Here is a 16,745-nt window from a genome sequence, read left to right on the forward strand (position 1 = left end):
GCCCGGCTGCCGGGAACCGGCCCGCGCCGGACGCCCGCCGGACGCCCGCAGCAGTCCCCGCAGGCGCCCGCCCCATGGCCTCAGTCCGTCAGCGGCACTGTCACCGTCTTCGGCTCGCCGTCGCCCAGGTGCAGCAGGGCCCGGCCCGGCGTCACCTGTCCGCCGACGGTGCTGCGGCTCAGCCGCGTGCCGATCAGTTCACCGCTCATCGTCTGCTGCGGCGACAGCAGCACACCGCGGCGCGCCTTCTTGGCGTCCACCTGCCAGCCGGAGAAGCCGGAGCAGATGTCCTCCTCGCCGCCGGCGATCACCACCGCCCTGCCGTGGTCGGAACCGCGCGCGATGATGTCCTTCAGGATGTCCTTCGCCTCGCAGTCCTTGAGCAGCTCGGCGTCGTCGACCAGGACCACCACCGGGCTGCCCTCCGCCTCCTCCAGCGCCTTGGACATCTCGTCCGCGGGAATGTCGCTGTCGGTGAACGTGCGCAGCACGCCCGGGCCGCCGGCCAGCCCGCGCAGCGGTGAGGGGCGCGGGGTGGCGATCACCAGCTTGACGCCCTGCTGCTGGTAGCTGCGGGCCAGCGTCATCAGCAGCGTGGAGCGGCCGGACTTGCCGGGGCCGCCGATCACGAACGCGGGCAGCCCGTCGGAGAGGTTCGGGCCGTAGCCGGTCAGCTCGTCGCCGCCGACACCGACCAGCGCCCACAGCGGGTCGCGGGCCGCGTCGGTGTCCCGCATCTCCCAGGCGTCGGCGAACGACAGGCGGGACGGGAGCACGTCCACCCGGAACGGGCGGCGGGCGCGCGGCAGGCCTGCGTCCCGCGCGGTTGCGGCCTCGCCGATCGCGGCGATCGCCGCGGCCTGGCCCTGGCCGGTGGAGTCGCCGTTCAGCAGCGCGACCTGCAACTCCACAGCGGACTCCGAGCGGTAGGCCCGGCCCGGCTGGATCTCCTCGGGGATCTTGCGCGGGTTGATCGAGATCAGCGAGAAGTCCCCGCGGTCCGCGAGCCGGAAGGCGATCTTGTCCTCGGTGAGGGTGGAGATGCGGCCGGCCATCAGGGTGCGGTCACCGGTGATGATCAGGTGGATACCGACGGACGCGCCCTCGCGCAGGAAGGTGAAGATCTCGTCGGTGAGCGCCCCGTGGTCGAGCTCGCCGAGCGAGGGCATGAAGCCCTCCCAGCGGTCCAGCAGGATCACGATGTGCGCGAGGCGCTCCTCCTCGGTGGCCGCGGCGGCCCGCTGTTCGCCGATGTCCGCGAACCCGTCCGCCGCCAGTAGCTCCTGACGGTGTGTCATCTCGGCCTTCAGCCTGCCGATGAGACGGATGGCCCGCTCCGACTGGGAGCGGCCCACCACGGCACCGCAGTGCGGCAGCCGGGTCAGCGCGTTCAGCGCGCCGTTGCCGCAGTCGATGCCGTACAGGTGGAGGTCGGCGGCGGACAGCGTCCGTGCCAGGGAGCCGGCGATGGTGCGCAGCAGCTGTGAGCGGCCAGACCGGGGCGCGCCCGCGGCCAGCAGGTGGCCGAACGTGTGGAAGTCGATGGCCACCGGCCTGCGGGCCTGCAACGCCGGCAGATCCTCGACGCCGTAGGGGGCAGCCGGCAGCGAGCCGAACGGGGCCGGCAGCGGCAGCTCGTCCAGCTGCAGGGAGTCGGGCAGCGCGGGCAGCCAGGGGCTGTGCTGGGCGGGGATGCCCATCCGCTCGTTGGCCCCGCAGATCGCCTCGACCAGCACCTTCAGGTCGGTGATCTCGTCGTCCTCGCCCTTGGCTCCCGCCGGGCGCTGCGGCGCGCTCCGGCCGAGCTGCGCCCAGTCCACGATGCCCACCCACGGGGCCACCGTCACGTTCTCCACCGCTCCGGGGCGGCGGCCGCCGACGCGCCCGGACTGGAACGGCACCAGGGACGTCGCGCCGAGTCGCACGAAGGCGCGACCGGGCGTGGACTTGGAGATGTTCCCCGCGTCCGGAGCGTCGATGACGTCGGACGACTCGCTGCCGTCGGTGACCCGCAGCGCGATGCGCAGGTTGGTGTTGGCCCGGATCTCCGGGGAGACGACACCGCTGGGGCGCTGCGTGGCGAGGAGCAGGTGGATGCCCAGGGAGCGGCCTCGCTGGGCGATGTTGACCAGGCCGGTGACGAAGTCGGGCAGTTCGCGGACCATCGAGGCGAACTCGTCGATGACGATGAGCAGCCGGGGCATCGGCTTGAGCTCGGGTGTCCGCTTGAGGAAGTCGGTGTAGTCCTCGATGTCCTTGGCGCCCGCCTCGGCCAGGATGTGCTCGCGGCGCTTCAGCTCGGCGCCCAGGGATTCCAGGGCCCGTTCGACCAGGTGCGCGTCGAGGTCGGTGACCATGCCCACGGTGTGCGGCAGCTGGACGCAGTCCTTGAACGCCGAGCCGCCCTTGTAGTCGACGAGGACGAACGTCATCGCCTCGGGGGTGTTGGCCACCGCGAGGGAGGCCACGATGGTCTGCAGCAGCTCCGACTTGCCGGAACCGGTGGTGCCGGCGATCAGGCCGTGCGGGCCGTCCTTGCGGATGTCGATCGCGAACGGGCCGTCGTAGGACTCGCCGACCATGGCCTGCGTGGAGATCGGGCTCACCCGCCAGCGGGCGGCGATCGCGTCGGGCGTGGGCGGTTCGAGCTGCAGGACGTCCAGCAGGCGGCTGGCCGACGGGATCGCGGAGTCCTCGGCGTCACCGCTGATGTCGCGGATGGGGGACAGGCAGCGGGCGAGCCGCGCGCACCAGGCGGGGGACACCAGGTCGGGGCGGACCTTGCGGATCCGGGCCGAGCCCGCCTGTTCCACGCGCAGCCGGAAAGCCCCGAACTCCGGTTCCACCTGCACCGCCTGGGCCTGCTGGGCACCCGCGTACCAGGCGTTGGCCGACGGGAAGCCGCCCTGCGGCCCGACGCTCCCGCGCGGCTGCGGCACCGAGGCGACCGGGGCCTGCTCGGTGAGGGCCTCGAACTCGGCGACCACCACGGCCTGGCACTCGCCCGGCAGGAAGCGCTCCTCGGAGTCCAGGCAGATCATGAACATCCCGACGCCCGGTCCCTCGCGGAGCAGTTGGACCACGCCGGGCATGGCCCGCAGCCGCCGTGAGCCGTCGAGGACCACCACGATGTCGGGGTCCTTGAAGAACGCCGCGTGGTTGGCGGCGCTGCCCGCCTTCTGCTTGGCCTTCTGGCGGCCGTCCAGGATGGAGCCGAGCTCGGCGATGCGGGCGGCCACCGTCTCCGCGTCGGTGCCCATCAGGGCGGTGGCGTCCTGGCCGTCGGTGGGACGGGCGTGCGGCAGCCACCGCACCCAGTCCCAGCTCTCCTGGCCCGCCTGCTCGGTGAGCACGTAGAACTGCACGTCCATCGGGCTGCTGAGGGTGGCCGCCTGCGCGACCGCCCAGCGGCCCATCGCCCTCGCTCCGTCGCCCGGAGCGGCGAAGCCGACCACGCCCAGGCGCCGGAGCTCCACGGCGACGGGGGCGTTCTCGATCTCCCAGTTGACCTTGCGCCGGTGCTCCTCCTGCTCCGGGTCGTCGAGCACGACCTCGGAGGGGAGCTTGGCGGTGCCGACGCGGATCAGCAGGTGGTCCGCGTCGCTGCGCCGCCGCTCCCACAGGCGGGTCCGCGGGCCCGTCGCGGTGTTGAGCACCGTCGCCGGGTCGGGCGACGCCGCCGCGCGGTCCTTGCGCTCGAGGTCGAGGGCGGTGTTCGCGTCGCCCTCGATGGCCTCCTTGCGTTCGCGGTACTCGGTGACGGTCTTCGCGAACGACTTGCGTCCGTTCTTCTTGTCGAGGAAGTAGTTGCCGACCATGACCAGGGGGCTGGCGACCGCCATGATCAGGTACGTCATGCGGTGCATCATGAACGCCATCGTGACGGCCATGATCAGCGGCATCAGCGCCATCAGCCACGGCAGCGGCCGGGCGTTGGGCTCCTTCGGCGGGCTGGGCAGCCGGAACATCGTGGCCCGCTCGGGCGGGGACAGGCGCGGCGGCCGGTTGTACTCGTACGTCGCGCCGTCCTCGCCGGCCTGCAGCGCGGCGTTCGGCGGCATGTAGGGGCCGAGTTCCAGGAGGCTGTTGCCGAGGGCGAGCTGGTCGCCGAGCGGCCAGTCCTTCGTCTCGCCGCCGATGGTCACCTGGCAGGTTCCGCCCATGCCGACCGTCAGCACGGCCGCGCGGTCGGCGAGTTCGGTGTCGTTGACGCGGACGCGCGCCGAGGGGCCGCGTCCTATCTCCACCCGGCCCAGGCCCAGTCGGTGGACGGCCCCCGCGTCCGGGCCGCCGGCCACGCGCAGTTCGACCATGCCGGCGGGCTCGCCGGGCAGGCAGCCGGCCGGGTCGTAGAGGCTGACCACGGCGCCCTCGCGCAACGGGGACTGCGCCACCGACCAGTTGGGGTCGAGCGCGTACCCGTCGACGTAGACGGCGGGCGAGCCGGGCGTGCGCGCGGCGCCGCCGGAGATGGAGATGATCTCCGCACCGCCGCCGCTCACCTTCTGCCCGAGCGCGCGCGCTACATCGGCGACGGTCGACGCCGGATCGGTGTCGACCAGGACATCGGCGCGGTCCCCGCCGAGCGGGTCGACCACGGTCAACGACAGACGCACGGCGTTCCTCGTTCCCCCGGGATTCGATGTGGTTGTCAAGGACGATAACGGCTGCGGACGGCTCGTGGGGCGCCCGGTGCGGCGCCTGTGGATAACTTGCGCGGGTTTATCCACAGGCCGGTATCGGGGCTGGACACGGGCCCGGGCAGAGGTGGCACAGTGGTCTCAAGCCGGAGCAAAGAGGGGTGGATGGGGCGGGAGTTGAATCGCGTAACGTGAGATGCACATGCCATCTCGCACGTTCTGTTCTGTTGCAAGCCTGTGAGTCGGTTGTCACGGGACACGCCTTGAGGCCCTTTGTAAGGCGCTGATAGCGTGCGGTGACTTGACATCGGCTTTGCGGTCGCCGGACAGAGCGCGACGATCTCTCCCCACGCAGCCGATATCTACAGGACACACGCCGGCTCGACGGGGGCAGTGACGTGAAGACCAGGGAACGATCCGCTGCGGGCGGCGGCGGTGGCCGCCGCGCCGTTCCTGCGCCGGCGCACGGTGCGCCGGTGGGCGGAGACCGGCTGCCGATGGCGCCCCGCGAGCGCAAGCCCGCGCTGGCCGCACTCGCCGTACTCCTGATCCTCGTCGGTGCCCTCGGCGCGACCGTCATGGTCCTGCGCGCGGGCAACAAGATCGAGGTCGTGGCGATCACGCAGGACGTCGCCGCCGGGCAGCCGATCCCCCAGTCGGCCATCAGGGACATCGAGATCTCCGACGTCACGGACATCCAGTTCGTCCGCTGGGGCCAGCGGGGCGACCTGACCAACAACTACCGGGCCGCCACCAACCTCAAGGCCGGCGTGGTGCTGACCGTGCCCCTGATCACCAAGGGCAACACCGGCCTGGCGCCCGGGAAGTCCATCGTCGGACTCTCCCTCAAGGACGGCCAGTTCCCCAGCGGCCTCAACCCGGGTGACACCGTCGCGGCCTACCGCGTGGGCATCGACGCCACCAAGAGCGGTTCCAGCAGCGGCTCCAGCGGCGGCAGCGACTCCCTCGGTTCCGACAGCTCCCTCATCAGCGACCACCTGATCGTGCAGACGGTCGACACGTCCTCGGGCGACCTCGGCTCGGGCAACACGTCCGTCAAGGTGCTCGCGGACTCCAGCGTCGCGGGCAGCCTGACGGTCGCCGCCTCGGCAGGCGACGTCGCGCTCGTGCTCGTACCCGGCAAGAACTGACCCGAGCGAGCGCAGACGTCATGGCACTCATCACCATCGCCGCGGACAAGGGCTCACCGGGCGTCACCACGACCGCTGTCGCACTCGCCGCGGTGTGGCCCCGGCGCGTCCTGCTGGCCGAGGCCGACCCGGCCGGCGGCGACCTCGTCTACCGGTCGCGCGCCGCACACGGCGGCGTCCTCGACCCCAACTCCGGCATGCTCTCGCTCGCCGCGACGGCCCGACGCGGCCTGGCCGCCGAGCAGTTGTGGGACCACGCCCAGCCGCTCACCGGCGGACTCGACGTCCTGGTGGGCCTCGGCAGTGCCGAGCAGGCAGCCGGCCTGTCCGGCCTGTGGCCGATGCTCGGCCAGGCCTTCGCCACGCTCGCCGAGTCGCCCAACGGCGCGGCGGACGTCATCGCCGACTGCGGCCGGATCGGCGCGGACTCGCCCACCATGGACCTGTTCGCACACTCCTCGCTGCTGCTGCTGGTCTCCCGCACCGAACCGGAACACCTGGCCCGCGTCCGCGACCGCGCCGGTGCGCTGTCCGCCAAACTGCACGGCTCCCAGCGCGGCGCCGCCGCGGCGCTCGGCCAGCCGCCGATCGGCGTGCTGCTCATCGCCGAGCCCGGCAGCAGCGCCAAGATCGCCGGCCAGGTCAACGACATGCTCGTCGCCTCGCAGATCTCCGCGCGGGTCGTCGGCACCATCGCCCACGACCCGGCCGGCGCCGAGATGCTCAGCGGCCGCCGCCGCGGCCGCCTGGACAAGTCGCTGCTGATCCGCTCCGCCCGCCAGATCACCGCCGACGTACCGCAGCGGTACGGGGTCTTCCGATGAGTGAGGTGGACCACCAGCTCGTCAAACGCTTCCGTCAGGAGGCGGGCGACCGCATCTCCGAGCAGCGGCGGCTGGACCAGGCCGCCAACCGCCTGGCGATGTCGTCCGAGGACGAGCGGCAGTTCGCGCGGGCGATCATCGCCCAGATCCTGGAGGAGTACGCCCGCTCCGAGATCACCACGGGGCGCACCCCGCCGGACGCGCACGCCGAGGAGGCGTACGCCGCCGCGGTGCACGCCGCCCTGTTCGGTGTCGGCCGGCTGCAGCCGCTGCTGGACGACCCCGAGGTCGAGAACATCGACATCAACGGATGCGACCAGGTCTTCGTCGGCTACGCCGACGGCCGCGAGCAGCAGGCCGAGGCGGTCGCCGAGTCCGACGAGGAACTCGTCGAGCTGATCCAGGTGCTCGGCGCCTACTCCGGCCTGTCCTCGCGCCCCTTCGACTCCGCCAACCCGCAGCTCGACCTGCGGCTGCCGGACGGCTCGCGTCTGTCCGCCGTCATGGATGTCACCCGCCGCCCCGCGCTGTCGATCCGCCGCGCCCGCCTCGGCAAGGTCTTCCTCAGCGACCTCGTCGGCAACTACACGCTCACGCCCGAGCTCGGCTCGTTCCTGGCCGCCGCCATCCTGGCCAGGAAGAACGTGATGATCGCCGGTGCCACCAACGCCGGCAAGACCACGCTGCTGCGCGCCCTCGCCAACGTCATCCCGCCGCACGAGCGCCTGATCACCGTCGAGCGCGCGCTGGAGCTCGGACTCGACCAGTTCCCCGAACTGCACCCCAACGTGGTGGCGTTCGAGGAACGGCTGCCCAACTCCGAAGGCCTGGGCGCGATCACGATGGCCGAACTCGTCCGCCGCTCCCTGCGCATGAACCCCTCCCGGGTCATCGTCGGTGAGGTCCTCGGCGACGAGATCGTCACCATGCTCAACGCGATGTCGCAGGGCAACGACGGCTCGCTCTCCACGATCCACGCCAACAGCTCCGGCGAGGTCTTCAACCGCATCTCGACCTACGCCCTGCAGGCCCGGGAGCGGCTGCCGGTCGAGGCGTCGCAGATGCTGGTGGCCGGGGCCATCGACTTCGTCGTGTTCGTCCAGCGGCGCAACGACTACCAGCGCGGCGGCACTCTGCACCGCGTCGTGACCTCCATCCGCGAGGTCAACGGCGTCGACGGACGCGTACTCTCAAGTGAGGTCTTCGCAGAGGGGCCGGACGGCGTGGCCATGCCCCACGCCCCCATCGCCTGTCTCGACGAACTCCTCGCCAACGGCTACCAGCCCACGGGGGTGTGGCGGTAATGACCGGGGTCTTCTCCATGTCCGTGATGTACGGACTCCTCGCCGGAGCGGTGGTGGGCGGCGGTATCGCGCTGTTCATCGTCGCGATGCGAGGCTGGGCGCCCAAACCCGTCCCGGCCGGACAGACGTCGGCCGACAAGGCGTCCGACCTCGTCCGCTTCCTGTCCCAGCGCGGCTCCATCGCCATCGTCACCGGCCTGGCGGTCCTCGCGCTCACCCGCTGGATCGTCATCGGCGTCGCCACCGCCGTCCTCGTCTTCACCTGGGACCGGCTGTTCGGCGGCGCGGCCGAGGAACGCGCGGCGATGAAGCGCGTCGAGGCCCTCGCCGGATGGACGGAGTCGCTGCGCGACACCATCGCCGGCGCCGTCGGCCTCGAACAGGCCATCCCGGCCTCCGCCCGGGCCGCGGCGCCCGCGCTGCGTGTCCACCTCGACTCCCTGGTGGACAAACTGCGTTCGCGCACCCCGCTGCCCGACGCGCTGCAGCATCTCGCCGACGAGATCAACGACGCCTCGGCCGACATCATCATCGCCGCCCTCATCCTCAACGCGAAGCTGCGCGGCCCGGGTCTGCGCGAGGTGCTCGGCGCCCTCGCCAAGTCCGCCCGCGAGGAAGTGGACATGCGGCAGCGGGTCATGGCCCAGCGGGCCAGCACCCGGCGCAGCGTCCAGATCGTCGTCGTCGTCTCCGTGGTCTTCGTCCTCGGCCTGGCCATCTTCAACCGCGGCTTCGTGAAGCCGTACGGCACCGCCCTCGGCCAGCTCGTCCTCGCCGTCGTGTGCGGGCTGTTCGCCGCCGGATTCTGGTGGCTGCGCAGCCTGTCGAAGATCGAGACACCCGACCGCTTCCTGGTGCAGGCGCCCGAACGGCTCGCCCAGCAGAGCTTCATGCCCGGCGCGTTCGTGCCGGGCGCGGCGCACGGCCAGCCCGCGGCGGGCCACGGCGGACCGCAACAACCGCTGCCGGGCCACCAGGCCATGCCGGGACAGGAGGCCGCCCGATGAACGCGATCTTCCTCACCTGCCTGGTCGGCGGCCTCGTCGGCCTCGGCGTCTTCGCCCTCGTCAGGGCCCTCATGCCCGGAAGGCGCAGCGCCGTGTCGGCCGTGGCGCAGGTCGACGCGATGCGTGCGGCGTCACCGACCGCCGCCGCGGGCCCGGCCGAGACCTCGGGGCTCCGGGGCCGGATCGGTCAGCGCGTCGCCGCGTTCTACCTGCAACAGGGCTGGGAACTGCGCTCGGTGCGCGCCGACCTCGCGGTGCTGGACCGCAGTTGGGAGAGCTTCCTCGCCGGCAAGCTCATGCTGGCGGCGGCCGGTGTCGTCTTCGGTCCCTTCCTGTTCGCCGTCGCCTGGGAAGTGGGCTTTGGCGTCAACCCGGTGATACCGGTGTGGCTCGCCCTGATCTTCGGTGGCGTGTTCTTCCTGCTGCCGGACATCGAGGTGCGGCGGGACGCGGCGGAGAAGCGCAAGGACCTCCGCCGGGTCATCGGCGCCTACCTCGACCTGGTCTCCATGAACCTCGCCGGCGGCCGCGGCCTGCCGGAGGCCCTGATGGCCGCCTCCGAAGTCAGTGACGGCTGGGCCCTGATGCGCATCCGCAACGCCCTCAACGACGCGCGGATCACCGGCACCAGCCAGTGGGTCGCGCTCGGACGCCTCGGGGACCAGCTCGGTATCGAGGAACTCCAGGACCTGTCCGTCACCCTCGGGCTGGTCGCCGACGACGGTGCGAAGGTCCGCGAGTCGCTGGCCTCCCGCGCCGAGACGATGCGCCACCGCGAACTCGCCGAGATCGAGGGGTCCGCGGGTGAGAAGTCCCAGTCCATGCTCGTCGCGCAACTCCTGCTGTGCGCGGGCTTCCTGGTCTTCCTGCTCTTTCCCGCAGCGATGCGTGTGTTCCAGGTCTGATCACCGCCACCACCCAAGCAAGTGACCAACGAGGGGACTCGAACGATGAACCGCATGCAGAACAGCAGTCCGCCACTCGAATTCATGCTCATCTACCTGCGGGCACGCATGGACCGCGTCCGCAACGAGGACATGTCGCGCGGCGCCTCCGCGGTGGAGTGGGTCGTCATCTCGGCCATCGTCGTCGGCATCGTGGCCGTCGTCGGCTTCGTGATCAAGCAGGCCCTGCAGGGCAAGGCCGACAGCGTCGGCAACTGCATCAACAGCACGACCGGCGACGCCAAGAGCTGCTGACCGCTCACCGGGGGACCGAGACATGAACCGAACGACCGACGTGCTGCGCCATGCCGTACGCCGCAGGCTGGACGCCACCCGCGGCGACAGCGGCGTGGGCAGCCGCGCGGGCCGGGGCACGGCCGCGGGCACCGCGGGCCGGCGCCCGTACGGCGACCGCGGCATGACCGCGATCGAGTTCGTGTTCCTCACCCCGGTGCTGTTCTTCATGATCTTCGCGACCGTGCAGTTCGCCCTGTACTTCTTCGCCGACCACGTCGCGCAGGCGGCGGCACAGGCCGGCGCCCGCAAGGCCAGGGCGGAGGCCGACGCCGATCCGAGCGGCTGGCAGGGCAAGGCCACCTCCACCGCACAGGACTACATCGACCAGCTCGGCCCGAACCTGCTGGACGGCCAGGCCATCACGCCGCTGCAGCCCGACCCGGCCACGGTCGGCGTGCTGGTGACCGCCCGGGTGCCCACGATCTTCCCCGGCCTGCACTTCACGGTGCACGAGGAGTCGCAGGGCCCGGTCGAGCGCTTCGTGCCGGACAACGGGGGCTGACCACCGATGGACACAGCGGGGGCTGAGGAGATGTGGACCAGGAAGGCCGCGCGATGGTGCGCGGCCCGATGGCAGGCGGCACCACGCGGTGACCGCGGCATCTCCACCGTCGAAGTGGTGATCCTCGCCCCGGTCATCATCCTGTTCGTGCTGGTCCTGGTCGCCTTCGGCCAACTCGTCGACGGGCGCGGTGCCGTGGACGGCGCGGCTCGCGACGCCGCCCGCGCCGGATCGCTGCAGCGCGACGCGGGCAGCGCCATGCAGGAGGCGCGCGCCTCCGCCGAGGCCGACCTCAACGACACGTGCGTGTCCGGCACGCTGACCATCCACCAGGACTCGGACTTCAAGCCGGGCGAGCTGTTCACGATCACGCTCAGCTGCCAGATCCGCGGCCTGAGCTCACTCGGCCTGGACATCCGCAAGACCCTCACGTCCCAGGCGTCCGCCCCCCTCGACCCCTACCGCCGGGCGGTGCAGTCATGAGCGACACGGCCGTCACGACCCGGAACCCCTCCCCGTCCCCGTCCAGGTGCCGCGCTCTCGCGCACTTCGGCCGGCGCGTGCGGGCGAGACTGCGCGACGACCGCGGGTCCGGCGCCGCGGCCGTCCTCATCTTCGCCCTGGTCTTCATGTCGCTCGCGGCGTTCGTCGTCGACGGCGGCCTGTCCATCTCCAAGCGCGAGCGCGCCGCCGACATCGCCGAACAGGCGGCCCGCTACGCCGCGCAGGACATCGACGTCGAGGCACTGCGCAACGCACCCGCCGGCACCCAGCCCGTGATCAACGACGGCGACTGCGACATGCGCGTCCAGTGGTTCGCCAAGAACTCCGGGCTCGACCAGGCCGACGTCGACGCCACCCACTGCACGCCCAACACCGGACCGCAGCGCGTCGAGGTGATCGTCCAGATCACCTACCGGCCCATGCTCTCCGGGTTCTTCTACGACCACGACATCGTCGTCCACGGAACGGCCGCCGCCGAGTCCGTGACCGGACCCGCCAACTGACCGCCCCACCGAAGACCCGCGAGACCGGCGAAGACCCGAACACCCCGACACACCCCCGAAGACCACCGCGAAGGCAGAGGAAGCAGAGGAACCCGCCATGGCACGCACGACCGCCACGGGACGTAACCGAGCGCAGCAGGGAGCAGCGGCCGCCCGTCCGCCGCGCCAGCGCCGTACGTTCGGCGACTTCGTACGGGCCTTGGGCGCGTTCCTCGCGCTGGCCGTACTGGTCGTCGGTGTGCCGGGCGCCCTGCTCTACTTCATCGGCTCGCCGCTCCCGCACCACTTCAACTCCGACCTGGTCAACCAGCCCATCACCTCCACGACCTTCCTGAACACGCTGGCCGTCGTGGTGTGGCTGGCCTGGGCGCAGTTCACCGCGTGCGTCCTCGTCGAGGCCAAGGCGGTGATCTCCGGGGTCGGCATGCCGCAGCGCGTGCCCGGCTCCGGCGCGAGCCAGCTGCTGGCCCGGCAACTCGTCGCGGCGCTGCTGCTGGTCGGCGTGAGCACCGCCGGCCTGGTGCCGGGGCTGTCCAGCCTCGGCCAGCACCACCAGGTGGAGAGCCAGGCCCGGCCCGGCGTCGCGGCCAGCGCCCAGCAGACGCCCGGGCAGCACCAGGCCCGCCAGGCCGGCACCGCCGTGCCGCAGCAGCAGGGCGCGCAGCACGCCGCCGCCTCCCAGGGCGCCGGGCAGACGACGCAGAAGGCCACGAAGTTCTACCGGATCCACCCCCCCGAGGGCCGCCACCACGACTCGCTGTGGGAGATCGCGCAGCGCCACCTCGGCGACGGGCGCCGCTACAAGGAGATCTACGAGCTCAACAAGGACCGCGTGCAGCCCGACGGCTCGCGCCTCTCCCAGGCCAGCCTGATCCGGCCCGGATGGGTCATGGAGATGCCCGCCGACGCGCACGGCGGCGACCTCGTCGAGATGCCCGTCGCGGCCCCGCACGTCGCCTCCGACGTGCAGCACTACGCCCAGCACGGCGGCGCCAAGGACACCACCGCGGAAGGCGCGCATGCCTCCGTGCAGACACCCGCACACGAGGCGGGCGGTGCCGGCGGTGCCGGTGGCGGCTCGGGAGCCGGCGGCGGTGGCGGCCAGCAGGCCGAGGCGGCACCGGAACACGCCGAGGCCGCGCCCGCGGCGCACGCCGAGTCCACGGTCACCGCCGTGTTCAGCGGCATCACGTCCGCCGGAACCCACGGGTTCGGCCTGTCCGAGGCCCTCATCGGCGCCCCGCTGCTCGCCGCCGGCCTGCTCGCCGCGCTCGGCCGCAGGCGCCGCACCGCCCTGTGGCAGTCCGTCACCGCGGGCGGACTGCGCACCCCGCGCACCCCCACCGGTGCGCAGGCCGACGCCGCCGACGCGCTGCGCGTGGGCGCCGACCAGAACACCGTGGCGTTCCTCGACCGCGCCCTGCGCTCACTGTCCGCGCGACTGGACGCCGAGGGCCGCAAGCTGCCCACCGTCTACGCCGCCTGGCTCACCGACGACGCGCTGCACCTCCAGCTCGCCTGGCCCGAGGGCCAGCCGCCGGCGCCCTGGGGCCTGGGCCAGGACCAGACGTTCTGGCAGCTGGACCGCGCCGACCTCGGCGAGGACGACGACGTGTCCGCGGCCGCGCCGTACCCCGGCCTCGTCGCGCTCGGCACCCTCGACGGCGCGCGGCTGCTGCTCAACCTCGAAGCGGTGCCGGGCATCGTCTCGTTGACCGGCTCCCCCGGCGACCGCGAGGCCGTCCTCGCGTCCGTCGCCGCCGAACTCGCCACCAACGGCTGGTCGGACCGGATGACGGTCACCCTCGTCGGCTTCGCCGAGGACCTCACCGCCCTCGCTCCCGCCCGCGTCCGCCACCTGGCCGACGTGCCCGAGGTCATCGAGACCATGTCCGCCGAGACCGCGCAGCGCGCCGGCGCCCTGCGCACCGCCGGACAGGACAGCGTGCTCACCGGCCGCACGGGACGCGCCCAGCACACCCAGTGGGCCCCGCACCTCGTGCTGCTCGCCGTCGAGCCGACCGAGGACGAGGCCGAGAAGCTGGCCGAACTCGCCGCCGACGCGGGACGCCTGGGCATCGGCTACCTCGTCGCCGCCGGCCGGGCCGACCTGCCCGGTGCCGCGTGGGAACTCGAAGTCACCGCGAACGGGCGGCTGCTCGCCCCCCTCCTCGGACTCGACCTGGAGGCGCAGATGCTGCCCGCCGACCAGTACCACGCCGTCCTGCGGCTGTTCAGCGAAGCCGGCGGCGAGGACGGCGGCCCCGGCCCCGACGCCCCGCCGTTCCTGGTGGACCTCAGCGACCAGGGCCGCCCCGGCGTCTACGCCCGGCTGCTCGGCCCGTTCGAGGTCATGGGCATCGAGGCACCCGCGGCCGAACGCAGCCAGCTGCTGCACGAGGCGCTCGCCCTGCTCCTGCTGCACCGCGAAGGCGTGCACCCCCGCGTCCTGGCCTCCGCGCTGTGGCCGCGCGGCGTCACGGAGGACGTCCGCGACGCCCTCATCGAGCGCTTGCGCGACTGGCTCGGCCCCGACCCGGGCGGCTCCGCGCGGCTGTCCTTCGACAGCACCGGCCGCATCGTGCTCGCCACCTCGGTCGTCTCCGACTGGGACGTCCTGCAGACCCTCCACCACGAGGCCACCGAGGGCTCGGCCGCGTCCGACCCCACCGCGCGCCGCCGCCTGCTCACCGACGCGCTGTCCCTCGCGCGGGGGCGGCTCATCGAGGACCGCGCGCCGGGCCGCTACGCCTGGCTCGGCCACGAGATCGTCGACGCGCAGCACCCCGTGCTGGTCGCCGAGATCGCCCTGGCGCTCAGCACCCTGCACCTCGACGCGGGCAAGCCCAAGGCGGCGGTGGCCGCGATCGAGACCGGCCTGGCCGTGTCGCCCGACGACGAACGCCTGTGGCTCGAACTCCTCCGCGCCACCCATGCCACCGGCGACCCGGCCCGCCTCGACGCGGCCGCCCAGTCGCTGATCGCCCGCAGCCAAGCGGTGAGCGGCCCCAGCCGGGGCCTGCCGCCGCGGGTCGAGGCCCTCCTCGACGAACTCCTCCCGGCCTGGCGCGGGAGCATCGCCAACTGACCTCTTCCGGAGAGGTTGTGGGACCGCGGAGGCGTCGACGATCTCCGCGGTGTCGCCGCGGTCGCTTGGGTTGACGCCCGAGGACGTCGGCGACAAGGGGCTCCGCACATGGCACTCCACGGGCGTGTCCGGCCGCACGCCGCGTTGACGTGGGAGGTCACCCGCACGCCCTCGGCCGACCCGAACGGGGCGATGGCGGCGTCAGGACTACCCGATGGGCTGGCATATGCCGAAGTGGCCGTAACCAGCGGGGAGATCCGGACCGTTGTCAGGCAGTGCATAGCGACAACGGACTGCGTCGGTCGGCGGTACGCCGATGACCGACCTCAGGGTGACCGATGACGTGCTCGCCGACGCGGAGCGGCTACTGGCCCAGCTCCACGCCGAGTTCGGCGGCATCCGTCACCATCGCGACGACCTCCGGCACGTCTGGGGCTCAGGTGCCGTCTCCGGCGCCATGGACTCCTTCGTCGACAACTGGTCCTGGTACCGGAAGAAGCTGCTGAGCAGCATCGAGTCCGTGGGCGGACTGGTCAGTTCGGCCCGCGACACCTTCCGGGAGGCCGACCGGCACCTGGCGAAGACCGGGTGAGCCGGCACCGCCGCCGCCCCCGCGACTGGCACCCCCTCGCCGCCTCCGACCCCGTGCCCGGCGACCCCGACGCGATCCTCGACGAGGTCGCCCACATGCGTCAGGTGGCACTGATGCTGCGGGGCGAGGCCAGGGACCTCCGCGTGATCGGACAGGGCGACGGCCTCAAGGGCCGTTACGCCGACGCGCTCCGCCACGGAGCGGACGGCCTCGAGGTCCACCTGCGCGAGACCGCCGAACGCTACGAGCGCGTGCACGGCCATCTCACCAGCTGGGCCCACGCGTTGGAGGACCTGCAGACCGAGGCCGACCGCATCCTGCGCAACGCCCGGACCGTCGCCGAGGTCAACGGGCTGGACGAGAACGGGCACGGGCACGAGAGCGGGGGCGGCAACGAGCACGGCTCCGGTGGCGACGACCCTCTCCAGGGCCACCGCGCCTCCCTGGCGAAGGTAGTGGCCCAGCATGAGGAGCGGGCCGCGCACTACGCGGCCCTCATCCGGCACGAGATCGACGACAAGATCAAGGACAGCCCCTGGGAATGGTTCAAGGACGCCGTCGACGACTGGAGCGGTGCGATCTCCCTCGCCGTCGACGCGATGAGCTACGCGGCCACCGTCATCGCCCTCGTCGCGATCGCCACCACTCCCGCGGGCTGGGTCGCCGGCCTCGCCATCTGGCTCTCCGTCGGCGTCCTCTCCGGCCACCTGCTGCTCGCCGCCGCGGGTGACGGTTCCTGGGCGGACATCGCCATGGACGTCTTCGGCCTCCTCACGATGCGGATCGGCACCGTGGCCCTCAACCGCCTGCGTGGCGTCCGCGAGGCCACGAAACTCGCGGCCCAACTCGCCGCCGAGGAGGAGGCCGCGGCCAACTCCGCCCGTGCGACGCGCACCCTGCGCGACCGGGCCTCCGCCGTCGTCAACCGCCGCGGCGCCACCCGGGCGGAGCGGTCCAGGGCCCGCCACGCCCGCAACATCGCTCGCGCGGCGAACCAGCGTGTGGGCCGCGAGGCGGCCGAGTCCGAAGCCGCCGTCCCCATGGCCCAGGCCTCCCGCTGGGAGGCGGCGTCCGTCGGCGGCGACGTCGAGGAGGCCAACCACTTCAAGGACGTGAAGCGCCTGCGCGCCGCGTACCCGCGCAGCCCGGAGGTGCAGCGAGCGAGCAACGGGGCGGAGCGGGCTCACCGGATGTTCAAGGGGGCGTGGATCGCGGCCTCCGCCAGCGACGGAACTGACAAGTTGCTCGGTAGCAGCGATGTCATTCCGCAGAAGCCCGCTTTCGGCCCGTACGGGGACCTCAAGAACCGATGCAGCAAGGAAGTGGGGAGCGCGTGGTGAGGGTGATGATCTGTGCCCTTGGAGCGGGCCCGGCGATCGTGCGAGGTGA

The 16,745-nt window shown here is 72.4% G+C and carries 13 protein-coding genes; 12 read left to right on the top strand and 1 reads right to left on the bottom strand.

The genetic code is table 11. The annotated features are described in order from the left end of the window. Positions 1 to 80 precede the first annotated feature (80 nt). Entirely contained in the window at positions 81 to 4,616 is a 4,536-nt protein-coding gene (locus BMW99_RS00775; protein WP_069463778.1) for an FtsK/SpoIIIE domain-containing protein, read from the bottom strand. Positions 4,617 to 5,116: 500 nt separating this feature from the next. Here BMW99_RS00775 and BMW99_RS00780 point away from each other — a divergent pair, with 500 nt between their 5' ends. From BMW99_RS00780 to BMW99_RS00835, 12 genes are all read left to right on the top strand, one after another. Then, positions 5,117 to 5,791, top strand: a complete 675-nt coding sequence (locus BMW99_RS00780; RefSeq protein ID WP_245791115.1) for a hypothetical protein — start codon at positions 5,117 to 5,119, stop codon at positions 5,789 to 5,791. Between the two features lie 20 nt (positions 5,792 to 5,811). Next, positions 5,812 to 6,615, top strand: a complete 804-nt coding sequence (locus tag BMW99_RS00785) for a MinD/ParA family ATP-binding protein (protein ID WP_069463776.1) — start codon at positions 5,812 to 5,814, stop codon at positions 6,613 to 6,615. Beyond that, positions 6,612 to 7,919 (top strand): CpaF family protein, encoded by a 1,308-nt coding sequence (locus tag BMW99_RS00790; RefSeq protein WP_069463775.1) that lies wholly within the window; start codon positions 6,612 to 6,614, stop codon positions 7,917 to 7,919. The genes BMW99_RS00785 and BMW99_RS00790 overlap by 4 nt, the downstream gene beginning before the upstream one ends. Continuing rightward, positions 7,919 to 8,926 (top strand): type II secretion system F family protein, encoded by a 1,008-nt coding sequence (locus tag BMW99_RS00795; protein ID WP_079138445.1) that lies wholly within the window; start codon positions 7,919 to 7,921, stop codon positions 8,924 to 8,926. The genes BMW99_RS00790 and BMW99_RS00795 overlap by 1 nt, the downstream gene beginning before the upstream one ends. Then, positions 8,923 to 9,831, top strand: a complete 909-nt coding sequence (locus BMW99_RS00800; protein WP_069463774.1) for a type II secretion system F family protein — start codon at positions 8,923 to 8,925, stop codon at positions 9,829 to 9,831. Before BMW99_RS00795 ends, BMW99_RS00800 begins: the two co-directional genes overlap by 4 nt. Before the next feature lie 54 nt (positions 9,832 to 9,885). After that, positions 9,886 to 10,125, top strand: coding sequence for a hypothetical protein (locus tag BMW99_RS00805; RefSeq protein ID WP_245791116.1), 240 nt, complete (start codon positions 9,886 to 9,888; stop codon positions 10,123 to 10,125). Positions 10,126 to 10,288: 163 nt separating this feature from the next. After that, positions 10,289 to 10,669, top strand: coding sequence for a TadE family protein (locus tag BMW99_RS00810; protein WP_069463790.1), 381 nt, complete (start codon positions 10,289 to 10,291; stop codon positions 10,667 to 10,669). A gap of 30 nt (positions 10,670 to 10,699) precedes the next feature. After that, positions 10,700 to 11,152, top strand: coding sequence for a TadE/TadG family type IV pilus assembly protein (locus BMW99_RS00815; RefSeq protein WP_069463772.1), 453 nt, complete (start codon positions 10,700 to 10,702; stop codon positions 11,150 to 11,152). Next, entirely contained in the window at positions 11,149 to 11,676 is a 528-nt protein-coding gene (locus BMW99_RS00820) for a TadE/TadG family type IV pilus assembly protein (RefSeq protein WP_079138444.1), read from the top strand. The genes BMW99_RS00815 and BMW99_RS00820 overlap by 4 nt, the downstream gene beginning before the upstream one ends. 97 nt (positions 11,677 to 11,773) lie before the next feature. After that, on the top strand, positions 11,774 to 14,764 hold the full coding sequence (locus BMW99_RS00825; RefSeq protein WP_069463771.1) for a BTAD domain-containing putative transcriptional regulator: 2,991 nt from the start codon (positions 11,774 to 11,776) through the stop codon (positions 14,762 to 14,764). A 316-nt stretch (positions 14,765 to 15,080) separates the two neighbouring features. After that, complete coding sequence (locus BMW99_RS00830) at positions 15,081 to 15,356, top strand: hypothetical protein (RefSeq protein WP_069463770.1); 276 nt, start codon at positions 15,081 to 15,083, stop codon at positions 15,354 to 15,356. After that, entirely contained in the window at positions 15,353 to 16,696 is a 1,344-nt protein-coding gene (locus tag BMW99_RS00835) for a hypothetical protein (RefSeq protein WP_075016046.1), read from the top strand. Before BMW99_RS00830 ends, BMW99_RS00835 begins: the two co-directional genes overlap by 4 nt. Positions 16,697 to 16,745: the final 49 nt, after the last annotated feature.

The sequence above is a fragment of the Actinacidiphila rubida genome (assembly GCF_900110255.1).
In the GTDB taxonomy this organism is placed as follows: domain Bacteria; phylum Actinomycetota; class Actinomycetes; order Streptomycetales; family Streptomycetaceae; genus Actinacidiphila; species Actinacidiphila rubida.